This is a genomic window from Reinekea sp., assembly GCF_982785585.1.
The window spans coordinates 14,051-36,848 of the sequence record NZ_CEYAVF010000018.1; the positions used below are offsets into that span (position 1 = coordinate 14,051).

Below are 22,798 nucleotides of genomic sequence, written 5' to 3' on the forward strand. Positions count from 1 at the left end.
CCCGGTGGTGACCGTATGAACCAAGAGGGTATTCAACGCGAGCTCGAAGCGGCACTTCTGTGCGTAAGAGCCAACCCGGCCAAGGCGTATTCTCTGGGCCAAAAGGCCTTGGTGCGGGCGCAACGCAACGGCTGGATTGGTGCCCTGGCCTTGGCCAATCTGCTCTTGGGCTGGGCCTGTTGCCTACAAAACAGGAGCGACCCAGCGGTTGAGGCCTTTTATCGAGCCATCAGTCTCTTTGCGGATGCCAAGGATTCCGAGCACCTAGCCCATGGCTATTACGGTTTGGGCACGGTCTATGGCCGCATCGGGGAATACTCGCTGGCTATTGCGCAATATCATAAGGCCCTATCTTGGATCGTGCGTTATGAATTGCCCGCGCCCTGGTCGGTGGCTATCCGCATTGCGCTGACCCGCGCCCTTATGAACCTAGGTTATTGGTCTGACGCGGAACAGGAACTGCTCAAGCTGCAGAGCCTGTTTGATCTGGCGAACGACGACAGTGTTGAAATTCAACTGCTGGTGTTGCGCTTGGCATTTTATCGCGGTGAGCATAGCCAGGTGCGCTCTCAACTGCAGGGTTGCCGAGAAACGATTTTGGCGCTAGGCGGCCATTTCCCCGCCTTAACACTGGATTACTATCAAGCGCGCTATACCGCCAAATATAAGCGCTTTAAGACCGGCGAAAGCCAGCTTAGCGCCCTCTGGGAAGATGCTGACCGTGACAATGTCGACAGCTATTTTTTAGCCTTCGAGGCGAGCTTGGATTTTTTGCAGTCCGACCAACCCAAGCGCGGTATCCATTGGTTAAACCTATTGGTAGCGGAAGCCCCGGCACCCTTGTCGCTCAAACGTCAGATTCATTCCACCCTGGCCAATTTTTATGTTAGCCACCGTAGCCACGCTTTAGCGTCGAGCCATTTCCAAGCGGCCGAAAAAATGGCCAAACAGATGCGCGACAGTGAAGTTAACTTGCAGTGGGCACGCTTCCAGGCCGAAGCGATGCACCAGTCATTGCGCAGTCAGGTGGCGCAAACCACCAAAAATAATCAAATCTTGGCCGAAAGCAACGCCCTGCTGCAGGCGGTGAATCGTATTGCCATGGCGGTCAATGCCGCGCTCGACCCAAATGCCTTAGCGCGCCGTCTGCGCGAACAGTTGGTGGGTTGGATCGATGCCGAGGTGATCGGCATTGCCGAGGTTGAGCACGAGCAACTGGTATTCGACTGCTTACTGGACGCAGATCAATGTCTGCCCCCGAGCAGCTTATTGCTGACCGAGGACTGCTCTTGGTCGGTCCGGGCCGTGCAGCAAGGCCGGATCCTGTTTCACAATGACCGAGTCCAGGGCGAAGCACTAGTGCCCGCCGAGTCACCGGTCCCAGTTCGGTCGGCGTCCTTTACGCCGCTAAAATGCGAAAACCGGGTGATCGGCCTGCTCAGCCTACAATCTCGCCGAGCCAATGTCTTCGACGCCCGAGCGCTCAGCCTACTGGAGTATATTGCCCCGGTCATCGGTATCGCCTTGGCCAATCTGTTAAATGTGCGCGGTCGGCATGAGCTGCGCGGGGCCTTGACTAAGCAGCAGCAAGAGCTCGATGATGTTCGCAAGCTAATTGCGCATCTGGCCGACCACGATGATCTCACCGGGTTGCCTAATCGAACCAGCTTGCCGGAGCACTTTACGCGTTGGCGTCGCGCTGGCGCCTTCAGCTGCCTGCTGTTACGCATTACCAATCTCGACGCGGTGAACAACAGCACCGGCTATGGCATGGATGAGGAAATATTGAAGGTGATCGGTCAGCGCTTGCGCAATCGGGTTCGGCCCGACGATCTGCTTATGCGGGTCAGCCACGATCAGTTTCTGCTTTTCGTACAGCTGATGAATTCATTGTCGACGCTGCGCGATTTTGCCGGCCAATTGCGGCAAATGATCGAACAGCCCTTGCGTGCTCGGGATCAGACGGTAGCGGCGGAAGGGCAGATCGGTGTGGTGCAGTGCCCCGATCATGGCGAAACGCTCGAGGAGTTGATGTCGATGGCCGGCCTTGCCCTAGGTCATTCGGTACACGACGACACCGGTGTGTTCTGCGTGGAGTGACCGGCTCGGCTGCACGAAGTAAAAGCCGTACCGGTCAGTTCCAGGGCAAGACCCAGCGTGACTGCCCGGGCGCTTGAGTTCTATCTCTGGGCTAAAAAGACTTGCGCGCGCAGGCAGGCGGCGCGCACCTGATTGGGCGCAGTGCCGCCGAAATGATCGCGTGCCGCGACCGAACCTTCCACCGTGAGTACCTCAAAGACATCCGCCTCGATCAGGCTTGAGAACTGCTGTAGTTGCTCCAGGCTCAACTCCGATAAGTCCTTACGTTCGACGATGCCAAATGCTACCGACGCGCCGACCACCTCATGGGCGTCGCGAAACGGCAGGCCGCGCTTGACCAGATAATCGGCCAGATCGGTCGCGGTGGAATAGCCACCGGCCGCGGCGGTATGCATCTGCTCACGTTGGGCTTCGATATGCGGGATCATATCGGCGAAAGCGCGCAGGCAACCGGCTACTGTATCGATGGTATCGAAGATGGGTTCCTTATCTTCCTGGTTATCCTTGTTGTACGCCAGGGGTTGCGACTTCATCAAGGTCAGCAGGCTAAACAGGTTGCCATAGACGCGGCCGGTTTTGCCGCGCACCAATTCGGGTACATCCGGATTCTTCTTTTGCGGCATGATCGACGAGCCGGTACAGAAGCGATCGGGCAGATCGATAAAGTTGAACTGGGCCGAGGCCCAAAGCACCAGCTCTTCCGACATGCGTGACAGATGCATCATAATCAGCGCGCCAACATGGTTAAACTCGATCGCAAAGTCTCGATCCGAGACCGAATCGAGAGAGTTCTCGCTGGCGCGGTCGAAACCGAGCAGTTCGGCCGTGCGCGCACGATCGATTGGATAGGTGGTGCCGGCCAAGGCCGCGGCACCGAGCGGAAGGATATTGACGCGTTTGCGGCAATCGATCATCCGTTCATAGTCACGCTGCAACATCTCGTTCCAGGCCAGCAGATGATGCCCGAAGGTAACCGGTTGAGCCGTTTGCAAGTGAGTAAAGCCGGGCATAATGGTGTCGGCTTCGGCGCCCGCCAGGTCGATCAATGCATGCTGCAGACGGGTCAATTCGCCATTGAGGTGATCGATGGCATCACGCAGATACAGGCGGATATCGGTTGCGATCTGATCATTACGCGATCGACCGGTATGCAGCTTCTTGCCAACGGTACCGATCTTGTCAGTTAGGGCGGCTTCAATATTCATATGCACATCTTCCAGCGCGACCGACCAAACCAGGGTGCCGGCCTCTATATCGGCCTGCACGGCCAATAGGCCCTGAACAATGGTGTCCTTCTCGGCGACGGTGAGTACTGCGCATTCGGCCAGCATTGTGGCGTGCGCTATGGATCCCTGTATATCGTGCCGGTATAGGCGTTGGTCAAAACCGATGGACGCGGTAAATTCAGCGACAAAAGCATCGGTGGCTTCAGCAAAACGGCCACCCCAGGACGAGTTAGTTTGATTCATGAATTGGTCCAAGCGGTTTAGAAGAATGGTCTATTATAAAGAAATGGCGTTAAACATCACCCGTAAATGCTGCAAGACAGCATTTAGCCGCTGGCGCAGCCGTTTAGCCCGGCTCAAACACTCCAGGGACAGAGCATAATGCAGCGATATAGGCGCAACGCGTGACTAGGGCAGAGCAGGGCGCAGGCCATCAACGCTTGGTGTTTCCGGACATCTGTACCAGTTCGGCGCTGTTCTTCTTGGTCCTAGTGTCCGAACTCTGCGTCGTGGCGTGGGAATTGGCCGGGCAGTCCTTTCGCTGGGCCGAGCTGGGCTATCGAAGTTTGGCGGTGCAGTGGATTGTTCTGCTCAGCGCCGCCGCCCTGTGCCGGTTGCGGGCGTTGTTGCCCTATTGGTCCTTGCGCACCGGCTGGCTGGTTTGTTTTGCGACGGTGCAGTTGATTGGTTTGGCGGTGTTGCTGGTTAGTCAGCGGCAGGTCGATGCTGCCGCGTGGAACTGGGCCGGTGTCGCGCAACAGAGTCTGGCCATTGGTATCGTCTCGGCCATGGTCTTGCGGTTTTTTCAGTTGCAGCAGCGCGTGATCGATCAAAGCCAGGCCGAGATCAGCTCGCAGATGGATGCGCTGCAGGCGCGCATTAAGCCGCATTTTTTATTTAACAGTCTCAATACTATTGCCGAGCTGGTGGTGACTCGACCCGTTGCGGCGGAACAGGCGGTCGAAAATTTATCGGCGTTGTTCCGCGCCAACCTGAAAACCACCTCCAGCTTCAGCCCATTGGCGCAAGAGCTCGAGCTGGTGCGCGGTTACCTGCAACTGGAACAATGGCGTTTGACCGATCGGCTCAGCGTGCTTTGGCAGGAATCGGTGCACGATCCGGACTGGCCGGTGCCGGTCCTATGCCTGCAACCGCTGGTTGAAAATGCCGTAGTGCATGGCGTGGCGGCACAGGCGGCCGGTGGGCAGATTCACATCGCGGTGCTGCAAACGCCGCGAGTCACCACCCTGAGCGTGACCAATGCGATCGGCGCGGACGGCTCCGGTCATGTTGGGCATGGTGTTGGCTTGGACAATGTGCAACGTCGGCTCGGGGTGCTCTATGGCGATCGTGCGCGCTGTCGCATCGAACGCACGCAAGACCAATATCGGGTGACCCTGACCTTACCCAAACCCTGACGCGAACCCCGGAGGAAACAGCCCATGCAGGTACTGGTAGTGGATGATGAACCGCTCGCGCGCGATCGGCTGATACGGTTTTTGCAGGACTTGGACCAGGTCACCGGAACGGCCGTGGCTCACAATGGCTTCGACGCGCTGCAAAAATTGCAGGCCCAAACCTTCGATGTGGTGCTCTTGGATATGCGCATGCCCGGCCAGAGTGGTTTGGAGGTGGCGGAACAGCTTAAGATTCTGCCCGAGCCGCCAGCCATTATCTTTTGCACCGCCTACGACGACTACGCCTTGGCGGCCTTTCAGGTTAAGGCGCAGGCCTACCTGCTTAAGCCGATACAACGGCAGATGTTGGTCGACGCCCTAGACGATTGCCGCCAACTCAATCGAGCCCACCTGCTCGCCTTGACGGACCAGGAGCAGGTGCCCAGTATTGCCGTCCAGACCGGACGAGAAATGGAACGTCTGCCTTTGACCGAGGTCTATTATTTTCGCGCCGAGCAGAAGTATGTCTCGCTCTTTAGTCGTCGAGGCGAGCGGATTGTGGATGAGAGTTTAAATTCCCTTGAACAACGTTTTCCCGATCAATTGATTCGGGTGCATCGTAATACCCTGGTGTATCGACCGCGCGTCGTAAAATTAACCCGGGATATAAAGGGTGGATTTTGGCTGACGGTCGAATCTGTATGCGATCCGCTCCGGGTCAGCCGCCGCCATGCTATGGTGCTTAGACGGTTGCTCGAGGGTCACAGCCGCGTCGCTCCTGATAAATAGTGTGTGGCACTACTGGAGAATTGCCCAAGCCCGGCTATAGTTTTGGTTCGAATTCAGAAACAGTCGTACCGAAACCGTTTGACGCATTAGGGAGTTAGAAATATGACCGCACAGAAAAAAACCACCGATGGACCGATCACCACCGAAGAGTTGGCCCGCACCCCAGAATACAACGATATGATCCGTCAGCAAATGGCCGATGAAATAAGCGCCTATTTGCAACTCGGCGGCGCCGTCACCGAAGTCAAACAAGGTCATCGTGCCGATCCACCGCGCAAGCCAGAAAACCGTTACGGATCTCGCCCGCTGTAGTCGAGCGGCTGTACTGTTATGTTTTATATTTTTATTTTTTACTAATTCGTAAAGCGCCAACTGGGCGCTTTTTTTTGCCTCGAACAATGGCCGTTTCTGGCAGAATATAAGGCCCGTTAGCTTAGGCCAAGGGTGTCAATCGATGTGCCTGTTGGTCGACCCAAGTTTGTACCGCAGTGCGGTTTATTTTCAAGCCAGTGCCGGTAAATTCCGGTCGATTAGGGAGCTGCCACCACTGTTGCGGCAATTTAAAGCGCGGTAAGTTGGCCGCCAACCATCGGTTTAATTCGCTGCTGGAAACGCGGCTGCCGCTGTGCAACTCGACCAGTGCGATCGGCCGACGACCAAATTTAACGTCGGCCACCGAACACACCAGTACCCGTTCGACCGCCGGATGGCGGAGCAGTTCAAGCTCAATTTCTTCCGGCTGAATATTTTCGCCGCCGCTGATAAAGAGGTTATCCAAACGGCCATGAATCGACAGTACAGCGTCGTGCCAAGTGCCGAGGTCTTTGGTGGCAAACCAGCCGCCAGGCAAAAAACAGCTTCGGTCCAAGCGGCCATTGCGCCAATAGCCGAGAAAGCTCGTGGCGCCACGCACTAGGATGGCACCGTCGGCATCGAGACGCAGTTCATTGCCGGGCAACACCTGCCAATAACCCGCGGGACTGCCGGTGGCGACCTGACTCGACATCTCGGTGAGACCATAGCTTTGCCAGCCTTCGATGCCGGCGCGCTGCGCCGATTCAAGCAGCGCCGGATCGATGGGTCCGCCGCCGACTAGGGCATAGGGTATGCGTAACCCCTGTGGTTTTTGCGCTATCAGGGCACGCAGTTGAGCGCTGACAAAGGACAGATGACTGATCTGCTGTTGGTGTAAAAAACTGGCGTCATCGGCGCGGCCCCCGAAGACCATTGTGCTGCCGGCCAATAGATTGCGAAACACCGGTGCCAGGCCGCCGATATGAAACAGTGGCAAACTCATCAGATTGCGATCACCGGGTCGAAGTGGCAGGCGTTGGCGGCTCGCCGCGGCGCTGGCCCGATGGGCCGAGTAGCTGTGTAACGCCAGTTTGGGCGTGCCGTTGCTGCCCGAGGTGAAGAATCCGGTGACCGGTTGGTCGGCGTCGAAGGTATGCTGGTTCGCTGCCCGGCCTAGGGCCGGACCCTGTTCCAGCGCCACAGGGTGGCAGAGCCGACAGCCAACCGCCAGCGGTCGCTCGCTCACCAGCAGAGCCGGGCGCAATGTGCGCACCAGCGTCTGCAATTGCCGGTCGGTATGGCGAAAGCTGGTCGGCACACAGATCCAACCGGCGCGGATAAGGGCCAAAATCACTACCAGATCGGATACGCGGGTGTGACACTCGACCAGTACCAGGCGATTCTGAGCGGCGTGCGGATCGATCGCCTGATCCAAGCCCGGCCGCGCGAGTCGATCGCAGAGCGCCTGCACACGTTCATCCAGGGCTCGAAAACTGAGTGAATGAGACGCGCCGGCATCGATCAGGGCCGGGGCCTCGGGCCAGAGTCGGGCTGCTTCACTGAGTAGGCACTGCACTGAGGTCAAAACAAATCCGCCACATGGGTGAGGCCCGGCGGTAACACTAAGGTGCCGAGCGGATCCGGCTCTGCGTCGGCAAAGAAACACGCCGTGGCCAAACCTTGGGCCGCGCTCAGACGGTATAGCCGGGCCAGTTGCCAGTAGTGGTTAAGCGCCACCGAGCTCTCAAAGGCCGAACTTAAAACAGCCTGTAACGGCCGCCGCGTGCACAGTTCGAGCAGCGCCTGGGTGGTCCTAAAGCCGGTTAACATGGGTTTAATTACCAGCGCGCGGACGCCGCAGGCGCACAATTGCTCGGGGCTGAGTCGGTCGAGTGCGCTGCCGGTTAGGTCACCCTTGGCCACCCGCAAACTCTCATCGAGCGCCAAGGGCAGGCCGGTGGCCCGGTGCAGCGCTCGGCATTGGCGCAGGCTCATCGCCTCTAAGGGCTCCTCCACATAGTCGATCTGGGCCACGGGCAGGGGCGACAGAGCCTGAATTGCTTGCGCCAAGGACCAGCTTCGATTGCAGTCGATACGCAGTCGCTGGCCGGGACTCAATTGGGCCACAGCGGTGATCAGGCGTTGGCAGTCCTGGTTAAAATCGACCCCGTCTATCTTCTGTTTGACCACCCGAAAGGCCGAGGTTTGTGCCGTGCCGGGTAAGGCCAAGCCACAGAGTTGGGGGCTGAACTCGAACTTGTCCTTGGGCTGGGTTGTGGGCGTGCTGAGCCAGGCCAGCCCGGTTTCGAGGCCATACCGTACCGAGGCCGGCAGACCCGTTGCATGGTCTGGGTAGCGCAGGGCCAGTTGGCCGACATCTAGGATGTCTGCGCTGCGCATCAGAGCTAATAGAGCAGCTTGAGCGTCGGCCAGCGACTCCTGGCTAAACAGTGGTAGCGGCGCGACCTCGGTCCAAAGCTGTCGATCTGCGACCCGCCATGCCAGGAGCAATCCGTCGCGTGCCGGCAAGAGCAGAGCCTGTCGGCGAGATCGCAGCGGCATCGGCGCCCGGAATGGACGCCGGTAGTGCCATAGGGCAAGTGACTGCATCGGTCGTGGCCTCTCTAGTATAGGGAGTATTGGGCGTTATGGACGGCGTTTAAATTTACTGAAATCCGGGTCCCGTTTTTGCAGATAGGCGTCCCGGCCTTCCTGGCCCTCTTCGGTCATATAGAACAGCATGGTGGCATTACCGGCCAGCTCTTGAATGCCGGCCTGACCATCGATACCGGCATTAAAGGCCGATTTTAGTGTGCGCAGCGCCATGGGCGAATGCTGCAGGATTTGGCGACACCAGCTGACCGACTCGCGTTCGAGCTCGACCAATGGTACGACCTTATTGACCAGGCCCATGGTCGCAGCTTCCTGAGCGTCGTACTGGCGACACAGGAGCCAAATTTCGCGTGCTTTTTTTTGCCCGACCACACTGGCCATATAGCTGGCGCCAAAGCCGCCATCGAACGAGCCGACCTTCGGCCCGGTCTGACCAAAGCGGGCGTTATCGGCGGCAATGGTCAGGTCGCATACTAGATGCAGGACATGGCCACCGCCGATGGCAAAGCCGGCCACCATGGCGATAACCGGCTTGGGGCACGAACGGATCATGCGTTGCAGGTCGAGCACATTGAGGTGAAAGACGCCGCTGTCATCGGCATAGCCGGCATCACCGCGCACCCGTTGATCGCCGCCGGAACAGAACGCCAGATCGCCCTGGCCGGTCAATAGAATTACCCCGACCGACTCATCATAGCGCGCCAGATGCAGGGCCTGGATCATCTCCTGAACAGTTTGGGGCCGAAAGGCATTGCGGACCTCGGGTCGGTTGATGGTGATCTTGGCGATGCCGTCGGTCCGATGAAAATAAATATCGTTAAAGTCGGCCGAACAATCCTGCCAGGCTGCGCCGGGCTTAATGGTGCTAAGAGACGAATCTGTTTTAGTCATGGAGTACCTGCGTTAAGAAAGAGCTGAGAAAGTCGGCATAGACCTGGGGCGATTGGTGATGGCAGTTATGACCACTATTGGGCATCTGCTGCCAGATTAAATTGGCGCGCCGGGCTGCCAGCTGTTGGGCCAGGGCGCCGTATTTGGCATCTTGGGCACCACTGATATAGAGCAGTGGCCGAGGCAGTTGCGCCGCCTGGGTCCAGTAATCGGGTTGGCCTGCCAAGCTGGCGGCGCTCAGCAGATCGGCCAACCGATCGGGCTGCTGTGCTGAGCGTAAATCGATTAGCTCAGCCCGCTCTGACTCACTGAGGTGGGCGAAAACCGCTTGCCGGTACCAGCGATCCAGCGTCTGGGCGAGCGGTTTGGTGCGCAAAGCGTCGGACCATTGGCGGTCGTGCTGCCGACGCTGGTGGCGGGCCGAAGCGGTACTGAGACCCGGATGGACGCTTTCCAGCACCAGGGCCTCCAACCGGGTTAGCCAGGTCTGGCTCAGCGCCAAAGCAATACGACCGCCGAGCGAATAGCCGATCAGGGTAAAGCGGTGCGGTAGCAGGGCGGTCCAGTGGTGCTCACAGGCCCGAAGCAGGCCTTGCCAATCGCCTAAGGGTTGACCCTGTTCGTCTCGATCGGGCACCGTCAGCAACAGACATTGATAGCGCTCCGACAGTTGCTCGACCACCCTATGCCAGTCAGCGGGGCGGCCGAGGAAGCCGTGAATAAAGACCAAGGTCGGCTTGGAAGTTGCACCCCGCACACTCATCTAAGCCCCCCCCGCCGTGAGTTGCGCGAAGTGCCGATTGATCTGACGAATCTGTTCCGTACTTTGCGCGGCCGGGACCGATATTTCGAGCAGGGTCGCGGTGCCCGGAAGCATCGCCCGATCGATCTGTTCGTCCAATTCGCTTAAGTTCGTCGGGCGAGCATAGGCCAGATGAAACTGGGCCGCCGCCGCGGCAAAGTCGAGATCGTGTGGACATTGAAAAAAGTCTCGATGAAGCGCGCCCAATTGGGCCGCCGGCAGCAGGTTAAAGATGGCACCGCCATTGTTGTTTAACACCAACACCAGAATGGCCTGGCCGGTTCGGGCTGCAACTCGGTTCACCAGGGCCAGACTATTTAGGTCATAGAGCGTCGAGGTATCGCCGATTACCAAGACCAGCGGCTCGACCGCGGTCGCAGCGACGCCAGCGGCCGTGGCCACTAGACCGTCGATACCACTGGCCCCCCTGTTGCTGAACACCGGGTAGGCGAGCGCCGGCTCGGCATACATATCGAGCAAGCGGATACTCAGACTGTTGCCGGCGAACAGCCGACAAGTGGCGGGCAGTTGTTGCACCAGTCGGGTCACCGCGCTGATTTCGCTCAGCTCACTGCCGATCAGAGCCGGCAGCTGCGCCGCGGCACGTTTATTCCAGCTCTGCAGGGCCGCCACGACTTCTGCACACGGTGGCCAGCCGAGTGGCAGTGCGGCCAACTCGCGCAGGAAGTCGGGTAAGCTCTGCTGCCGCTGCTGGGCCCGGTGGTTGGGATCGAGATAGTCGCGCTGGCCATCGACTATGAGATGCTCGCCGTTAAAGGTTCCGAGCCAGGCCAATAGGCGCTTACTGATGAGCTGGCCGGAGAATTGAATGACCCGCTCGAATCGGTTTAGCGTTTGCACGAAATGCGCGTTATTCAATAGCAGATCGGCATAGTGAATAACCCACTCGGACGGGTGCAGGCGAAGCTGACTGTTTAGATCGGCCAGGATCGGTAGCCGATAATGTTGGCAATATTCCAGCAAGCGGGCCGCCTCACTTGGACTGAGCCGACCGGCGACAATCAGGGTTTGGTGGGGCGTCGCCAAGTCCACGTCGGCTTGGGCCCTGCGCGGCATGGATCTGCTGAGCGTAAAGGCCGGTAAGGCCGGTAAAGCCATGACGCAGTCTTGCGGTGCCTCGCTCGGATACAGCGGCGCACGAAACGGGCAGTTTAGATGCACCGGGCCCGCTTGATTCAACAACCGATCCAAGGCGGGTAGCCAATGCTCAAAAGCGCTATCGGCATCAGGGGTTGGCAGCGACAGTTGCTCGAGCACCTGGCTGCCAAACAGCTGGCGTTGGTCGATGGCCTGATTGGCGCCGCACCCGAGCAGCTCATCGGGGCGATCAGCACTGATCACAATCAGTGCTGTATGGCAGTGCCGGGCCTCGACCACGGCGGGCAGTAAATTGGCCACCGCCGTGCCTGAAGTGGTCAGGATGGCCACCGGTTGGGTAAGGGCTTTACTTAGACCGAGCGCGAAGAAGCCCAGGCCGCGTTCATCGAAATGCGAGTGCACAACCAGATCTGGATGCGCCTGAGTCAGTTCAACCAGGGCCAGCACCAGTGGTGCACTGCGCGAGCCCGGTGCCAGACACACCTGGCGTACGCCACGGGCATAGAGCCGACTCAGAATTAGCTGGCTCCAGACCTGGTTGAGCGTGCGCAGTGGTCGACTCATTGCTCGATTAGCTCCAGCAGCGTCTGCAGCTTGGACTCGAGTTCGTACCACTCCTGTTCGGCAACCGAGCCGTCGACGATGCCGACCCCGGAGTAGCAAAAGAGCCGATTGTCACGGCACAGGGCCGAGCGAATGGCGACAGCAAATTCTGCCCCAGCGTCCGATACAACCCCCACCGCGCCGCTATACCAGCCGCGTTCAACCGGTTCCAATCGATCGATCAGGTCTTTGGCTGCCTGACGTGGATAACCGCATACCGCCGGGGTTGGATGCAAGGCCTGCACCAGTTGGTGATTGGCCACGCCAGGCTGTAGGTTGGCCTGAATCGGCTGACAAAGGTGTTGAATCGCCGACAATTTAAGAACATGGGCTTTATGCTCGGTATCGATCTCGGTACAGAAGGGCGCCAGCTGCTGGCCGATAAAATCACTCACCAGCCGGTGCTCGCGACGCAGCTTTGGATCGGTCAATAATTGTCGACCGTAGAATAAGTCGTCGGCACGATTGCGCCCGCGCGGCAGGGTGCCGGCAATGGCCTCGGTATCGAGCCGTTGATGGCGGCGGACAAAAAGCCGTTCGGGTGAACAGCCCAAGAAGCGGGTGCCGGACTGACTCAGTAGGAAGCTGAAACTGGCGGGGTTGAGGTCGCGCCAGCGGCTTAAGAGGTCGGGTAAGTTGGCCGCATGGGCCAAGCGCAGGTCGACCCGGCGCGCCAACACGGCCTTTTGAATCTGGCCGTTCGCAATCGCGCTGAGGGTTTGCGCCACCCGATCACGCCAGGCCGCCAGACTCAGGCTGTCCTGACGATGGACAATGGCATTTTTTGCGACCGGTTTGGGTGGGGTATCGAAGCACAGACCGGCCAACAGTTGGGTCAGCCTTTTGGTCTGCTGGTGCCAACTGCTGCGCGTCGCGCTGTAGAGATTAAAGCCGAGCTCGAATTGACCGTGCCGTTGCTGCACAAAGCACAGTGGTGCTTGAAAGCTGACGGCCTTAAAAGTCTGCCAAGGCCCTGTCATGCCGTTGTCAAAGCCTATCCCGCCTAAAAAAACGGCACCCGTTCCGATGCTGCTAGCCCGCTCAAGTGCCGTCTCGATGTCGGCCATAACTCGGTCGACTTGGCTGAACTCGGTTGCCTCAATCAGCAATGCCCGATCCAAGCCGGCCAGAGCAAACTGACTGTCCCGATTTTGCCAATAGGATTGCTCCGGGTGCGGGTTGTCGGCCAACCATCCGAGCAGATCGATAGCGGGTATGTCGATCGAGATATGAATCAGTTGATTTAGACTGGGGGTTAATTGGGCTAGGCGACTTGTCAATTGGTGCACTGCCCGTTGAAAGGCGTTCTTTGGCCCGTTGGTCAGTGCAGGCTTGGGCCGGAGCTGAGGCCGACCCGACTCTAAATATTGTTCAGACATATATCCCTTGCCCTATTTCAATAAGTCAATAAGCGTTACAGCCTAACCACTCGCTCAGATGATTGCCCTGATCACAGTCAAACCAAGGCTAATCGGTTCTAGCCAGCGCGGTTGTCTTGGTTGCCGCAGCGCTCGGAGGTCAAAACGAATTAAATTTTGCAGGAGGCCGCAGACAATTCGCACAGCGCAGGTCTAATAGGGCGCATCCGCCGCCCCTATTTTATAAGTATAGTGATTATTTCGAAAAAAAATGAGTCTGTAATTAAGTTACTGAATTGGGGTTAAACCGGTACTTTATTTCGTAATATCACCACATGGATTTATACCAAGTGGAAATTTTTTTATGACAAGTTGAACTCTATAGTGGGTTCATGCAAGGGAACTATTATTAAGGAATAACTGTCAATAAGTTTATAAACAAAGGTGCTCAAGACTGTATCGGCATCTGATCCTAGTCAATTAGTGCCAGTCTTTTAGGCTCATAAACGGTCTATAATTAAAGCACTGTCAGGATGCAAGCGAGCATCTGTGGCTGTTAGAGGGTATCGGCTAATGTAGTTTTGTTTCAGCGAGGTGGACTGCCAGGCGGTTTGTCAGTAATTAATTGACGATTTTTGGTTATGAGGGATGGCCGCCACCCTATAGACTGCGCCTACTGAATTCGTGTTAAAAATCAACGAACAATAGCTGTGGAAACCCAATGCCTGGCTCAGTAATAGTTTACTCAATCATGGAGAATCATTATGAATGCCAACACACAATTTGTTCACGTTGACTTACCGACCACCAAGTTGCTTGAAATTGCCGTGCGCAAAGAAGAGGGTCAATTTGCCGCCAATGGCGCCTTTGTTGCCGTAACCGGTGAGCGAACCGGTCGTTCGCCTAAAGATCGCTTTATCGTTGACGATGCTGAGATCCGTGACCAGGTGCAATGGGGTCCCATCAACCAGCCCTTTGCGGTCAACAAATTTGATGCCCTATGGCACCGAGTGACGCAATACCTGGCAGACAAAGAGCAGTTTGTCGGTCACCTGGAAGTGGGTTCCGCCGCTGAACACATGCTGCCGTTGCGCGTTACCACCGAGCGGGCTTGGCATCAAATTTTTGCTCGCAATCTCTTTATTGTCCCAGAGCAGTGGAACAGCAACGACAAGCCGGCTTGGGAAGTACTCAATGTCCCGGGTTTTGTCTGCGATCCGGAACGCGATGGTACGCACAGCGATGGCGTCGTAATTGTCTGTTTCGCCCAGCGCAAAGTGTTGGTCGCGGGCCTGCAGTACGCCGGTGAAATGAAGAAGTCGTTGTTTTCGGTACAAAACTTTCTCTTACCCGCCAAAGATGTATTACCCATGCATTGTTCGGCCAACGTCGGCGAAGATGGCAAAACCTCGCTGTTCTTTGGCCTGTCGGGCACCGGCAAGACCACGCTTAGCGCGGACCCAGAACGCTTTTTGATTGGCGATGACGAGCACGGCTGGGGTCCGGGTATCGTGTTTAATATCGAAGGCGGCTGCTATGCCAAGACCATCGATCTGAGTCAAAAGAACGAACCGATGATCTGGGACGCCATTCACTTCGGCACTATCCTGGAAAACGTCGTTTTGGACGAGCAGCGGGTACCGGACTACACCGATGTATCCTTGAGCCAGAACGGCCGTGCGGCCTATCCGCTCAGCCATATCGGCAAGCGTCAGCTGTCCAACCAGGGGGCTGAGCCGAACGCGGTGGTGTTTTTAACCTGCGATCTCAATGGCGTCTTGCCACCGGTTTCCAAGCTGACCAAAGAAGCGGCGGCCTATTACTTCCTCAGCGGCTACACCGCGCTGGTGGGTTCAACCGAAGTGGGCATGGGCACAGGGATCAAGTCGACCTTTTCGACCTGTTTCGGCGCACCGTTCTTTCCGCGTCCGGCCGGCGTATATGCCGAGCTGCTGATGAAGCGCATCGTCGCTAGCGGCGCGGCCGTCTATATGGTCAATACCGGCTGGACCGGCGGACCGTTCGGTGTCGGCAAACGCTTCGATATCCCGACCACTCGGGCGCTGATTTCGGCGATCACCAGCGGTGCGCTTCAAGACGCCCCAACCGAGCATGTGGCGGAATTGAATCTGGATATTCCACTTTCCGTTCCGGGCGTTGACAGCGGACTGCTCAATCCGAGACTCACTTGGTCCGATCCAGCGGCCTTCGATGAGCGAGCCAAACTGCTGGCCCAGGAGTTTCACGCGAACTTCGCCAAATACCAAGTCAGCGATGCCATTGTGCAGGCCGGGCCGAAAGTTTAGCCGCTCGCAGCCAGCAAAAGTCCGCCTCGTGCGGGCTTTTTTGGCTCTAGGATTCGCTATCGGTCAAGGCGCTGCTAAGATTGCGGACTATTGCTAAAAACAGTTTCTGAGTGGTGCTTGGATGCCAGTCTTTACGGGTGGTAATGCCAATCGGCCGATCGGTGTTAGCCAAATCGAAATCGATGACCGTCATTAACCCAAATTCCTCCTCTTGCTTAATTTGGTGGCGGGAAATAAAGGTTAATCGATTGCTGTCTAGCAGCAGTTGGCGAATCACAATTTGCGAGCTGCATTCGATCAGCCCCTTGTACACAGCTGGTTGTTGGGCGGCAATGAGTTGATCGAACATGGCGCGTGCCGGCGTACCCTGGCGCGGTACGACCCAGCCATACTGGCCTAACTCGGCCAGGCTCGGTTGAGTACTTTGCGTCAAGGGGTGTTGGGCTCGGCCAACAATCGACAGGGGCGTTAAAAATAGCGTTTCCTGCTCGATGTCGGTACTCGGTAGGGGTATGCGCAGCGCGCCGATTAATAGATCGAGTTCACCGCGTAACAGTCGCTGAAGTTGATCGTCATAGGGGCCTTCGACAATCTCAATGCGGATTTCGGGCTTCAGTTGTGCCAGTCGGTTGATCGCCGCAGGCAATATATAGGTGCGTGCCAGCGGCATGGATCCGACGGTGATCTTGGTGGTGTCGGTACCGTTCAATTCACCTAGCTCATATTGAGCCAAATCCAGCTCACGCAGTGCTAACTGGGCAAAACGGGTGAGGCGCCGCGCCGCCTTGGTCAGTGAGATGCCAATACTGGTTTTTTCAAACAGCCTGAGGTTGAGTAGATCTTCCAGGTCGCCGGCGGCGCGATACACTGACGGCTGTGACACGCCTAGGTGGCGCGCCGCGGTGCTGTAGCTGGTGGTCTGCAGTAAGGCGAGCAGGGTCCGTACTTGGACGTGTGAGAGCTGGTCTTCGATGGCGATTTTCGAGCGCGCCTGCGGATGGATCCGTTCGCCACTGCGTAACGCTTCGCGCACGCCCTGTTTTAAATAGTTCAGCGCGCGGGTCACGCGGATTAGATACAGGTCACCGGCGTCGGTCAGAAACATACCGTTATGGCGGCGTAAAAAAAGTGGCATGCCGAGGTAGGTCTCCAGCCGGGCGATGGCCTGAGTCACGGCCGACTGGGTGAGGAAGATGTTTTCTGCAGCCGCCTTGACGCTATGCAATTGGGCGGTTTCTTTGAAAGCCCGTAAGTGCCTGAAATTCAAAGAAATTATTTTCATGACGCCCCTGTTTGAAGTCTGCAATAAAATAAACTTATAACATAAACTAATACCTTGTAAAGAAAATATGAATGGTATTGCGGTCTGGGAGCACAGATACTTAATAGGTGAATAAAGGCCGGGTTTAAACCGGCCATTCGAGGAGTTCACTTAAATCGAGATCCTAGCCGCCCCACACGGCGTCCAGAGTTCTGGCGCGTAAGGTCTATCGGTCTGGAAAGCCTAAAATCACTCTTATATTAGGGTGCTATAACAAAAATTATGAGGTACTCACGATGAAGAAGCTGTTTTCAACCACCCTATTAGTTTGCGCTCTGAGCGGCGCTAGTATCGCCGTCCAGGCCGCTGATGTGACCTTGCGTGTCGGACATTTGTGGCCCGCAGTCGCCGGTCCCCATACTCAATTGATGGATGTTTGGGCGAAAACTATCGAGCTGGAATCCAAAGGCCGCATCAAGGTTGAGGTTTATCCGAGCGGCACGTTGGCCGCGCCACCGGCTCAATACGATGCGGTTAAGAATCGCATCATGGACGTGACTGCAACGGTACTGGGCTACACCGCAAACCGTTTTCCGCTGACCCAGGTCGTTGAATTGCCGGGCGTCGTTGAAAATGGCAAGCAGGGTTCTTGTGTGGTCCAGAAGCTATTTGACGAGGGCACCTTGGCCAGTGAATTTACCGATACCCATCCCGTCTTTATGTTCACCCACGGTGCCGGTCTGTTCCATGTTAAGGGCGCTTCAATCAAGGAACCAAGCGATCTGAAAGGTCTACGCATTCGCCGTCCGACCACCGTGGTCGCCGGTATCCTCGAAGAACTGGGTGCTCAGCCAGTTGGTATGGCCGCGCCGGAAAGTTACACCGCTATGCAACGCGGTGTGATCGATGGTGTCGCCTTGCCGTGGGAAGGCGCCTTGTCGTTCCGCTTGAATGAACTGTCTGATAGCCATACCGAAGTTGGCGGTATGTACACGCTCACCTTTATCGTCACCATGAACAATAGCGTCTACGATAGCCTGTCTGCTGAAAACAAAGCAGTGATTGATGCCAATAGCGGCATGGATTGGGCCGTCAAGGCCGGTATGGTATTTGATGATCTTGATGTGAAGGGTCGTGCTCAAGCCGTAGCGGCCGGTCACGAAATCATTCAGATCGAAGGCGGCACCAATAACCCGGCCTGGAAAGGTCCAGTTGAACGCGCCAGCAAAGCCTACTTAGACGATCTTGAATCCCGTGGCATCCCCGGTCGTGAGGTCTACGACCGCGCCATCGAACTGAGCGGTGAATGTAAGGCCTAAGGCCAGCCAGCTGAACGATCGCTAGATCGTTCTCAAATACCCTGTCAGCGCAGTGCTTTAATTTAGCCGCTGACAGGTTTTCAGTATCACAGGAGTCTTACTGTGCGTCAGTTGATCGCTACTGTTCGTCTATTATCCTTCTATTTAAACGTGCTGGGTGGTATCTGCCTGGTTTCAATGATGGTGTCGGTGTTAGCCGATATCAGCACTCGGACCCTCTTTGGTATGACCGATGGGGCTGTCGATCTGACCTTTACCGGCAGTTTTGAATTGGTGCGCTATGGTCTGTTATTCGCCATGGTGTTCAGCATGCCCTATTGCCTCGACCGCGGCCAGGTAGTCGTGGAGCTCTTTACCGAAGGCTTATCGGTGGCCACCAAGGCCCGAATAGCAGCCTTTTTTACCCTGTTTTTTGGCATCTTTGGTGCTCTGATGTGTTATCGATTGTTGCACTCAGCCAGTGCCGCACGGCTGACCGGCGAAACTACCCAGGATTTGCTGGTGCCGATGAGCTCGATCTACACCGTGGCCGCCGTTGGCATGGCCATGCTCGCCCTGCGCGGTCTATCTCTGGCCTATTCGCTGTGGTACCAACGTGATGGAGATGTGGTATGAGTTCCCAATTGATAGGCCTGCTCTGTATGGCCGGTATGCTCGGAGCGATCGCGCTGCGTATGCCCATTGCCCTGGCCATGGCACTAACCGGTTTTATCGGGTTTGGCTGGGTGGTGGCCTTTGGTCCGGCCGTTTCGATTCTTGAAAGCGGTGCTATGGATACCTTAACCAACTACAGCTTTAGTCCGATCCCGATGTTTATTTTGATGGGGGTGTTCGCCTCTAAAGCGCGCATGTCGAGCGAGTTGTTTAATGGCGCAAAAACGCTCTTTGGTGCCTGGCGCGGTGGCATGGCTTTAGCCGCTGTAACCTCTTGTGGCATCTTTTCTGCCATCTCCGGGTCCAGTTTGGCCACCGCCGCCAGCATGGCCAAGGTGGCACTGCCGGAAATGAAAAAGAATGGCTACGCCTCGTCATTGGCCACGGGCACCTTGGCCGCCGGCGGCACCCTAGGCATTATGATTCCGCCCTCGATCGCGTTGCTGCTCTATGCCCTGCTGACCGAGCAGTCGGTCGGCGATATGTTTATCGCCGGGGTGATGCCGGGTCTCTTGGGTTTGCTGCTCTATATGGTGGCCATTGCGGTCACCGTGTGGCTTAAGCCTGAACTGGCGCAGCCAGGTGAAGCAACCACGCTGCGCCAAAAGATTATGGGCCTAAAGGGAGTCTTGCCTTTCGGTCTGGTCTTCGCGCTGATTATCGGTGGTATTTATGGTGGCATCTTTACGCCCACCGAAGCGGCCGCTGTGGGCGCCTTTGGTACGCTGTTGATTGCTTTGTACCGCGGTTTATCCTTTCAGGATTTCACTGACGCGGTACAGGAAACCCTGATTATGGCCACACTGATCTTCTTTATGGTGATCGGTGCCAATATCTTCGGCTACTTTCTGTCCGTGTCGCGGGTGTCCTTTGCCCTAGTCGAACTGGTCGGATCCATGGATCTCAGTCCGGCGCTGATTCTGCTCTGTATCCTGACCCTCTATATAGTGCTCGGTATGGTCATGGACAGCATTGCCATGTTGCTGCTTACCGTGCCGGTGGTCTTCCCCCTGGCGATGCAGGCTGGGTTCGACCCGATCTGGTTTGGTATTATTACGGTGATCACCGTAGAGCTGGGGCTGATTACGCCGCCGATTGGCATGAATGTGTTTGTGATTAAATCGGTCGCAGAGGATGTCAGTATCGTCGAAATTTTCAAGGGCGTCGTGCCCTTCGTTATATCAGACATAGTGCGCCTCGGACTGATTATCGGCTTTCCATTCCTGGCCCTGGGCCTAGTGAATTAACAACAGACGGGTTGCCGAGCGGCCACCCGAGGAGGCAATTATGCATAAAGTCGTACAGAATATTCTGCGTGCCGATCCGGCGGTCATCGCCGGCTTAGCCGAATGCGGCGTGGCCACCGTGCACGAGGCCCAGGGCCGGATTGGCCTATTGGCCGACTATATGAGGCCGATTTACCGCGGTGCCAAGCTGGCCGGTTCCGCCGTGACCATCTCGGCGCCGCCGGCAGACAACTGGATGGTGCACGTCGCCATCGAACAGGTGCAGCCCGGCGACTTGCTGGTGCTGGCGTCCACTTCGCCGTCCAATGCCGGTTACTTTGGTGACCTGCTGGCCACGTCGTTGATGGCCCACGGTGGCGTGGGCCTGATCATCGACGCCGGGGTACGCGATATTGCCGACCTGACCGAGATGGGTTTTCCGGTCTGGTCACGTTCGGTGTTTGCCCAAGGGACCGTTAAGGAGACCCTGGGTTCGGTCAACGTGCCGGTGGTCTGTGCCGGGGCACATATCTACCCAGGCGATGTGATCGTCGCCGATGATGATGGTGTTTGTGTGGTCCGCCGCGAAGATGCCGCAGCCGTCCTTGTCAAGGCGCAGCAGCGGGTGCGTGAGGAGACGGCCAAACGCGAACGGATGGCCAGCGGCGAGCTGGGGCTCGATATCTATTCGATGCGCGAGCGTCTAGCCGCAAAGGGTCTAATCTATGAGTAATGCGACCGCCTGCATGTGGATGCGCGGCGGGACTTCCAAAGGCGGTTACTTCTTAGCACAAGATCTGCCAGCCGATCCGGCACAGCGCGATGCGTTCTTGTTGCGCATTATGGGCTCGCCAGATCGTCGCCAGATCGATGGCATGGGCGGCGCAGACCCATTGACCTCGAAGGTTGCAGTCATTCAGCGCTCGAATCGGCCCGGTATCGACATCGACTATTTGTTTTTGCAAGTATATGTGGACCAGGCCTTGGTAAGCGATGCTCAGAACTGCGGTAATATATTAGCCGGCGTCGGGCCTTTCGCTATTGAACGTGGTCTGGTCACAGCGGGCGATGGCCTGACCCACTTGACCATCTACATGGAAAACACCGGGCAGATTGCCATCGCAGAGGTCCAAACCCCTGAAGGTCAGGTGAATTATCAGGGCAATACCCAACTCGATGGGGTGCCAGGTTCCAGTGCACCGGTCTTGATCAGTTTTTCCGACACCGCCGGGTCCAGCTGCGGGGCACTCTTGCCCACCGGTAATGCCTTCGATACGGTCGACGGTCATCGTGTGACCCTAATCGACAATGGCATGCCCTGTGTCCTGTTGCGCGCCAAAGATTTTGGCCTCACCGGGGCTGAAGGCCGGAGCGAACTGGATGCCAACAGTGGTCTAAAAGCGCGCTTGGAAGCCATTCGCCTGCAGGCTGGTTATCTGATGAATCTGGGCGATGTAACCGATAAGACGGTGCCAAAGATGACACTAATCAGCGCGGCCCAAGCTGGCGGGGCGGTGCGCACCCAAACCTTTATTCCCCATCGTGCCCACGCTTCAATTGGCGTGCTCGGGGCCGTCTCGGTTGCCACAGCCTGCGCCATCGTCGATTCGGTTGCCCATGAACTTGCCCAAGAGCAGGGTGATCAGATTGCCATCGAACATCCAAGTGGCAGCACCCAAGTGGTTTTAACCCGAGATGCCGAGCAGCAGGTCAGCCAGGTCGCCATGGTGTTGAGCGCCCGCAAGTTGATGGACGGCCAGGTATTTAGTTAAGGTGTAACCTTTTTTAAAGGGCCTCATGCTAAAAGTAAACACTTACTAACAAGCGAAAGCCTGCAACGCCTATCGCGTATCAGGGGCCACCCCAGGCTAATGATTTGGAGCACTGAATGAGTACCGATCTATTAAACTATCACCCCGCGCCGCGCACACCTGCCTTTGTTGCCCCGGTGGGCGCAGTCGATGCCCATTGCCATGTCTTTGGCCCCGCTGCCGAATTCCCATTCGCCGGGGAGCGTAAATACACTCCGAACGATGCCGGCAAGGCTGCGCTGTTTGCGCTACGGGATCATTTAGGCTTTAGCCGCAATGTGATCGTTCAGGCCTCATGCCATGGCAAGGATAACGCGGCCATGGTCGACGCCTTGGCGTCGGCCGGCGAACTAGCACGCGGAGTCGCGGTGGTCGATAAGTCGATCAGCGTGACAGAACTGCAGGCAATGGATCGAGCGGGTGTGCGCGCGGTGCGCTTTAACTTTGTCAAGCGCTTGGTCGACACCACGCCCTGGGCCGATTTTCTAGCCATTGCAGCCAAGATCGAACCGCTCGGCTGGCACATAGTGGTCTATTTTGAGGCGCCAGATCTGGCCGAGCTAACCCCGTTGCTACAACAATTTAACTGCCCGGTGGTGATCGACCACATGGGCCGACCCGATATAGCGGCCGGAGTCGACGCCGACGGTTTTCAGGCCTTTATTGCCTTGTTGCAAGACCACCCCAATATGTGGACCAAGGTCAGTTGCCCAGAACGCCTAAGTGACCTAGGACCCGCAGCCGACTACGCCGATGTGGTGCCCTTTGCCCGTACCCTGGTAGAGCGCTTCCCGGATCGGGTTTTGTGGGGTACCGATTGGCCGCACCCCAATATGACCAGCCATATGCCCGATGACGGTCAGCTGGTCGATGTCATTCCACAGATTGCGCCGACGGCCGATCTGCAGCAGCAGCTCTTGGTCGACAATCCGATGCGCCTCTATTGGTCCGATGGCGCAAGTCGATAACCGCAGCCTGAGGCCAAAAAGAGGTCAGGATCGAAACCACTCGAATGCAACCAATCGAATG

19 protein-coding genes are annotated in these 22,798 nt (G+C 57.0%); 11 read left to right on the forward strand and 8 right to left on the reverse strand.

Annotated features, from left to right (window positions below; all coding sequences use genetic code 11):
* Positions 1-15 precede the first annotated feature (15 nt).
* The gene (locus AC4FIC_RS08725) at positions 16-2,100 is read left to right on the forward strand and encodes a diguanylate cyclase domain-containing protein (RefSeq protein WP_100256068.1); all 2,085 of its coding nucleotides are present in this window, start codon (positions 16-18) and stop codon (positions 2,098-2,100) included.
* Positions 2,101-2,180: 80 nt separating this feature from the next.
* Here the strand turns inward: AC4FIC_RS08725 and argH are convergent, their stop codons facing one another.
* Complete coding sequence (argH, locus tag AC4FIC_RS08730; protein WP_273284435.1) at positions 2,181-3,569, reverse strand: argininosuccinate lyase; 1,389 nt, start codon at positions 3,567-3,569, stop codon at positions 2,181-2,183.
* 161 nt (positions 3,570-3,730) lie between these two features.
* Here argH and AC4FIC_RS08735 point away from each other — a divergent pair, with 161 nt between their 5' ends.
* The 3 genes from AC4FIC_RS08735 to AC4FIC_RS08745 all read left to right on the forward strand — a co-directional run bounded on the left by AC4FIC_RS08735 (position 3,731) and on the right by AC4FIC_RS08745 (position 5,824).
* On the forward strand, positions 3,731-4,744 hold the full coding sequence (locus tag AC4FIC_RS08735) for a sensor histidine kinase (RefSeq protein WP_100256070.1): 1,014 nt from the start codon (positions 3,731-3,733) through the stop codon (positions 4,742-4,744).
* 24 nt (positions 4,745-4,768) lie between these two features.
* The gene (locus tag AC4FIC_RS08740) at positions 4,769-5,512 is read left to right on the forward strand and encodes a LytR/AlgR family response regulator transcription factor (RefSeq protein ID WP_100256071.1); all 744 of its coding nucleotides are present in this window, start codon (positions 4,769-4,771) and stop codon (positions 5,510-5,512) included.
* Positions 5,513-5,614: 102 nt separating this feature from the next.
* On the forward strand, positions 5,615-5,824 hold the full coding sequence (locus tag AC4FIC_RS08745; RefSeq protein WP_100256072.1) for a hypothetical protein: 210 nt from the start codon (positions 5,615-5,617) through the stop codon (positions 5,822-5,824).
* A 121-nt stretch (positions 5,825-5,945) separates the two neighbouring features.
* Here AC4FIC_RS08745 and AC4FIC_RS08750 read toward each other — a convergent pair whose 3' ends face one another.
* Genes AC4FIC_RS08750 through AC4FIC_RS08775 form a run of 6 tightly spaced genes read right to left on the reverse strand, consistent with a single transcriptional unit; the run spans position 5,946 to position 13,213 of the window.
* Positions 5,946-7,382, reverse strand: a complete 1,437-nt coding sequence (locus AC4FIC_RS08750; protein WP_273284444.1) for an AMP-binding protein — start codon at positions 7,380-7,382, stop codon at positions 5,946-5,948.
* Between the two features lie 5 nt (positions 7,383-7,387).
* Positions 7,388-8,416: an o-succinylbenzoate synthase gene (menC, locus tag AC4FIC_RS08755; RefSeq protein ID WP_100256074.1), complete on the reverse strand. Its 1,029-nt coding sequence runs from the start codon at positions 8,414-8,416 to the stop codon at positions 7,388-7,390.
* A 36-nt stretch (positions 8,417-8,452) separates the two neighbouring features.
* A complete protein-coding gene (menB, locus tag AC4FIC_RS08760; protein WP_100256075.1) occupies positions 8,453-9,310 on the reverse strand; it encodes a 1,4-dihydroxy-2-naphthoyl-CoA synthase in 858 nt (285 codons plus the stop codon).
* Complete coding sequence (menH, locus tag AC4FIC_RS08765; RefSeq protein ID WP_100256076.1) at positions 9,303-10,073, reverse strand: 2-succinyl-6-hydroxy-2,4-cyclohexadiene-1-carboxylate synthase; 771 nt, start codon at positions 10,071-10,073, stop codon at positions 9,303-9,305. The genes menB and menH overlap by 8 nt, the downstream gene beginning before the upstream one ends.
* Positions 10,074-11,795 carry a 2-succinyl-5-enolpyruvyl-6-hydroxy-3-cyclohexene-1-carboxylic-acid synthase gene (gene menD, locus AC4FIC_RS08770; protein WP_476194440.1) on the reverse strand — a complete coding sequence of 574 codons (1,722 nt, stop codon included), beginning with the start codon at positions 11,793-11,795 and terminating at the stop codon, positions 10,074-10,076.
* The gene (locus AC4FIC_RS08775) at positions 11,792-13,213 is read right to left on the reverse strand and encodes an isochorismate synthase (protein ID WP_476195057.1); all 1,422 of its coding nucleotides are present in this window, start codon (positions 13,211-13,213) and stop codon (positions 11,792-11,794) included. Before AC4FIC_RS08775 ends, menD begins: the two co-directional genes overlap by 4 nt.
* 743 nt (positions 13,214-13,956) lie before the next feature.
* Between AC4FIC_RS08775 and AC4FIC_RS08780 the strand changes: the two genes are divergently transcribed.
* Positions 13,957-15,498, forward strand: coding sequence for a phosphoenolpyruvate carboxykinase (locus AC4FIC_RS08780; RefSeq protein ID WP_193437318.1), 1,542 nt, complete (start codon positions 13,957-13,959; stop codon positions 15,496-15,498).
* 46 nt (positions 15,499-15,544) lie between these two features.
* On the opposite strand, the gene AC4FIC_RS08785 is transcribed toward AC4FIC_RS08780, so the two are convergent.
* Positions 15,545-16,780: a LysR family transcriptional regulator gene (locus tag AC4FIC_RS08785; RefSeq protein WP_273284239.1), complete on the reverse strand. Its 1,236-nt coding sequence runs from the start codon at positions 16,778-16,780 to the stop codon at positions 15,545-15,547.
* Positions 16,781-17,055: 275 nt separating this feature from the next.
* Here AC4FIC_RS08785 and AC4FIC_RS08790 point away from each other — a divergent pair, with 275 nt between their 5' ends.
* From AC4FIC_RS08790 to AC4FIC_RS08815, 6 genes are all read left to right on the forward strand, one after another.
* A complete protein-coding gene (locus AC4FIC_RS08790; protein WP_100256081.1) occupies positions 17,056-18,078 on the forward strand; it encodes a TRAP transporter substrate-binding protein in 1,023 nt (340 codons plus the stop codon).
* Between the two features lie 102 nt (positions 18,079-18,180).
* Complete coding sequence (locus AC4FIC_RS08795; protein WP_100256082.1) at positions 18,181-18,693, forward strand: TRAP transporter small permease; 513 nt, start codon at positions 18,181-18,183, stop codon at positions 18,691-18,693.
* A complete protein-coding gene (locus AC4FIC_RS08800) occupies positions 18,690-19,979 on the forward strand; it encodes a TRAP transporter large permease (protein ID WP_100256083.1) in 1,290 nt (429 codons plus the stop codon). Before AC4FIC_RS08795 ends, AC4FIC_RS08800 begins: the two co-directional genes overlap by 4 nt.
* A gap of 40 nt (positions 19,980-20,019) precedes the next feature.
* Positions 20,020-20,691, forward strand: coding sequence for a 4-carboxy-4-hydroxy-2-oxoadipate aldolase/oxaloacetate decarboxylase (locus AC4FIC_RS08805; RefSeq protein ID WP_100256084.1), 672 nt, complete (start codon positions 20,020-20,022; stop codon positions 20,689-20,691).
* On the forward strand, positions 20,684-21,730 hold the full coding sequence (locus AC4FIC_RS08810) for a 4-oxalomesaconate tautomerase (RefSeq protein WP_100256085.1): 1,047 nt from the start codon (positions 20,684-20,686) through the stop codon (positions 21,728-21,730). Before AC4FIC_RS08805 ends, AC4FIC_RS08810 begins: the two co-directional genes overlap by 8 nt.
* A 116-nt stretch (positions 21,731-21,846) precedes the next feature.
* The gene (locus AC4FIC_RS08815; protein ID WP_273284235.1) at positions 21,847-22,737 is read left to right on the forward strand and encodes an amidohydrolase family protein; all 891 of its coding nucleotides are present in this window, start codon (positions 21,847-21,849) and stop codon (positions 22,735-22,737) included.
* Positions 22,738-22,798: the final 61 nt, after the last annotated feature.

Coding starts and splice junctions, on each gene's coding strand:
- AC4FIC_RS08725 (WP_100256068.1), top strand. CDS start 16: ATGAACCAAGAGGGTATTCAACGCGAGCTCGAAGCGGCACTTCTGTGC.
- argH (WP_273284435.1), bottom strand. CDS start 3,569: ATGAATCAAACTAACTCGTCCTGGGGTGGCCGTTTTGCTGAAGCCACC.
- AC4FIC_RS08740 (WP_100256071.1), top strand. CDS start 4,769: ATGCAGGTACTGGTAGTGGATGATGAACCGCTCGCGCGCGATCGGCTG.
- AC4FIC_RS08745 (WP_100256072.1), top strand. CDS start 5,615: ATGACCGCACAGAAAAAAACCACCGATGGACCGATCACCACCGAAGAG.
- menC (WP_100256074.1), bottom strand. CDS start 8,416: ATGCAGTCACTTGCCCTATGGCACTACCGGCGTCCATTCCGGGCGCCG.
- menB (WP_100256075.1), bottom strand. CDS start 9,310: ATGACTAAAACAGATTCGTCTCTTAGCACCATTAAGCCCGGCGCAGCC.
- menH (WP_100256076.1), bottom strand. CDS start 10,073: ATGAGTGTGCGGGGTGCAACTTCCAAGCCGACCTTGGTCTTTATTCAC.
- menD (WP_476194440.1), bottom strand. CDS start 11,795: ATGAGTCGACCACTGCGCACGCTCAACCAGGTCTGGAGCCAGCTAATT.
- AC4FIC_RS08775 (WP_476195057.1), bottom strand. CDS start 13,213: ATGTCTGAACAATATTTAGAGTCGGGTCGGCCTCAGCTCCGGCCCAAG.
- AC4FIC_RS08780 (WP_193437318.1), top strand. CDS start 13,957: ATGAATGCCAACACACAATTTGTTCACGTTGACTTACCGACCACCAAG.
- AC4FIC_RS08785 (WP_273284239.1), bottom strand. CDS start 16,780: ATGAAAATAATTTCTTTGAATTTCAGGCACTTACGGGCTTTCAAAGAA.
- AC4FIC_RS08790 (WP_100256081.1), top strand. CDS start 17,056: ATGAAGAAGCTGTTTTCAACCACCCTATTAGTTTGCGCTCTGAGCGGC.
- AC4FIC_RS08800 (WP_100256083.1), top strand. CDS start 18,690: ATGAGTTCCCAATTGATAGGCCTGCTCTGTATGGCCGGTATGCTCGGA.
- AC4FIC_RS08805 (WP_100256084.1), top strand. CDS start 20,020: ATGCATAAAGTCGTACAGAATATTCTGCGTGCCGATCCGGCGGTCATC.
- AC4FIC_RS08810 (WP_100256085.1), top strand. CDS start 20,684: ATGAGTAATGCGACCGCCTGCATGTGGATGCGCGGCGGGACTTCCAAA.
- AC4FIC_RS08815 (WP_273284235.1), top strand. CDS start 21,847: ATGAGTACCGATCTATTAAACTATCACCCCGCGCCGCGCACACCTGCC.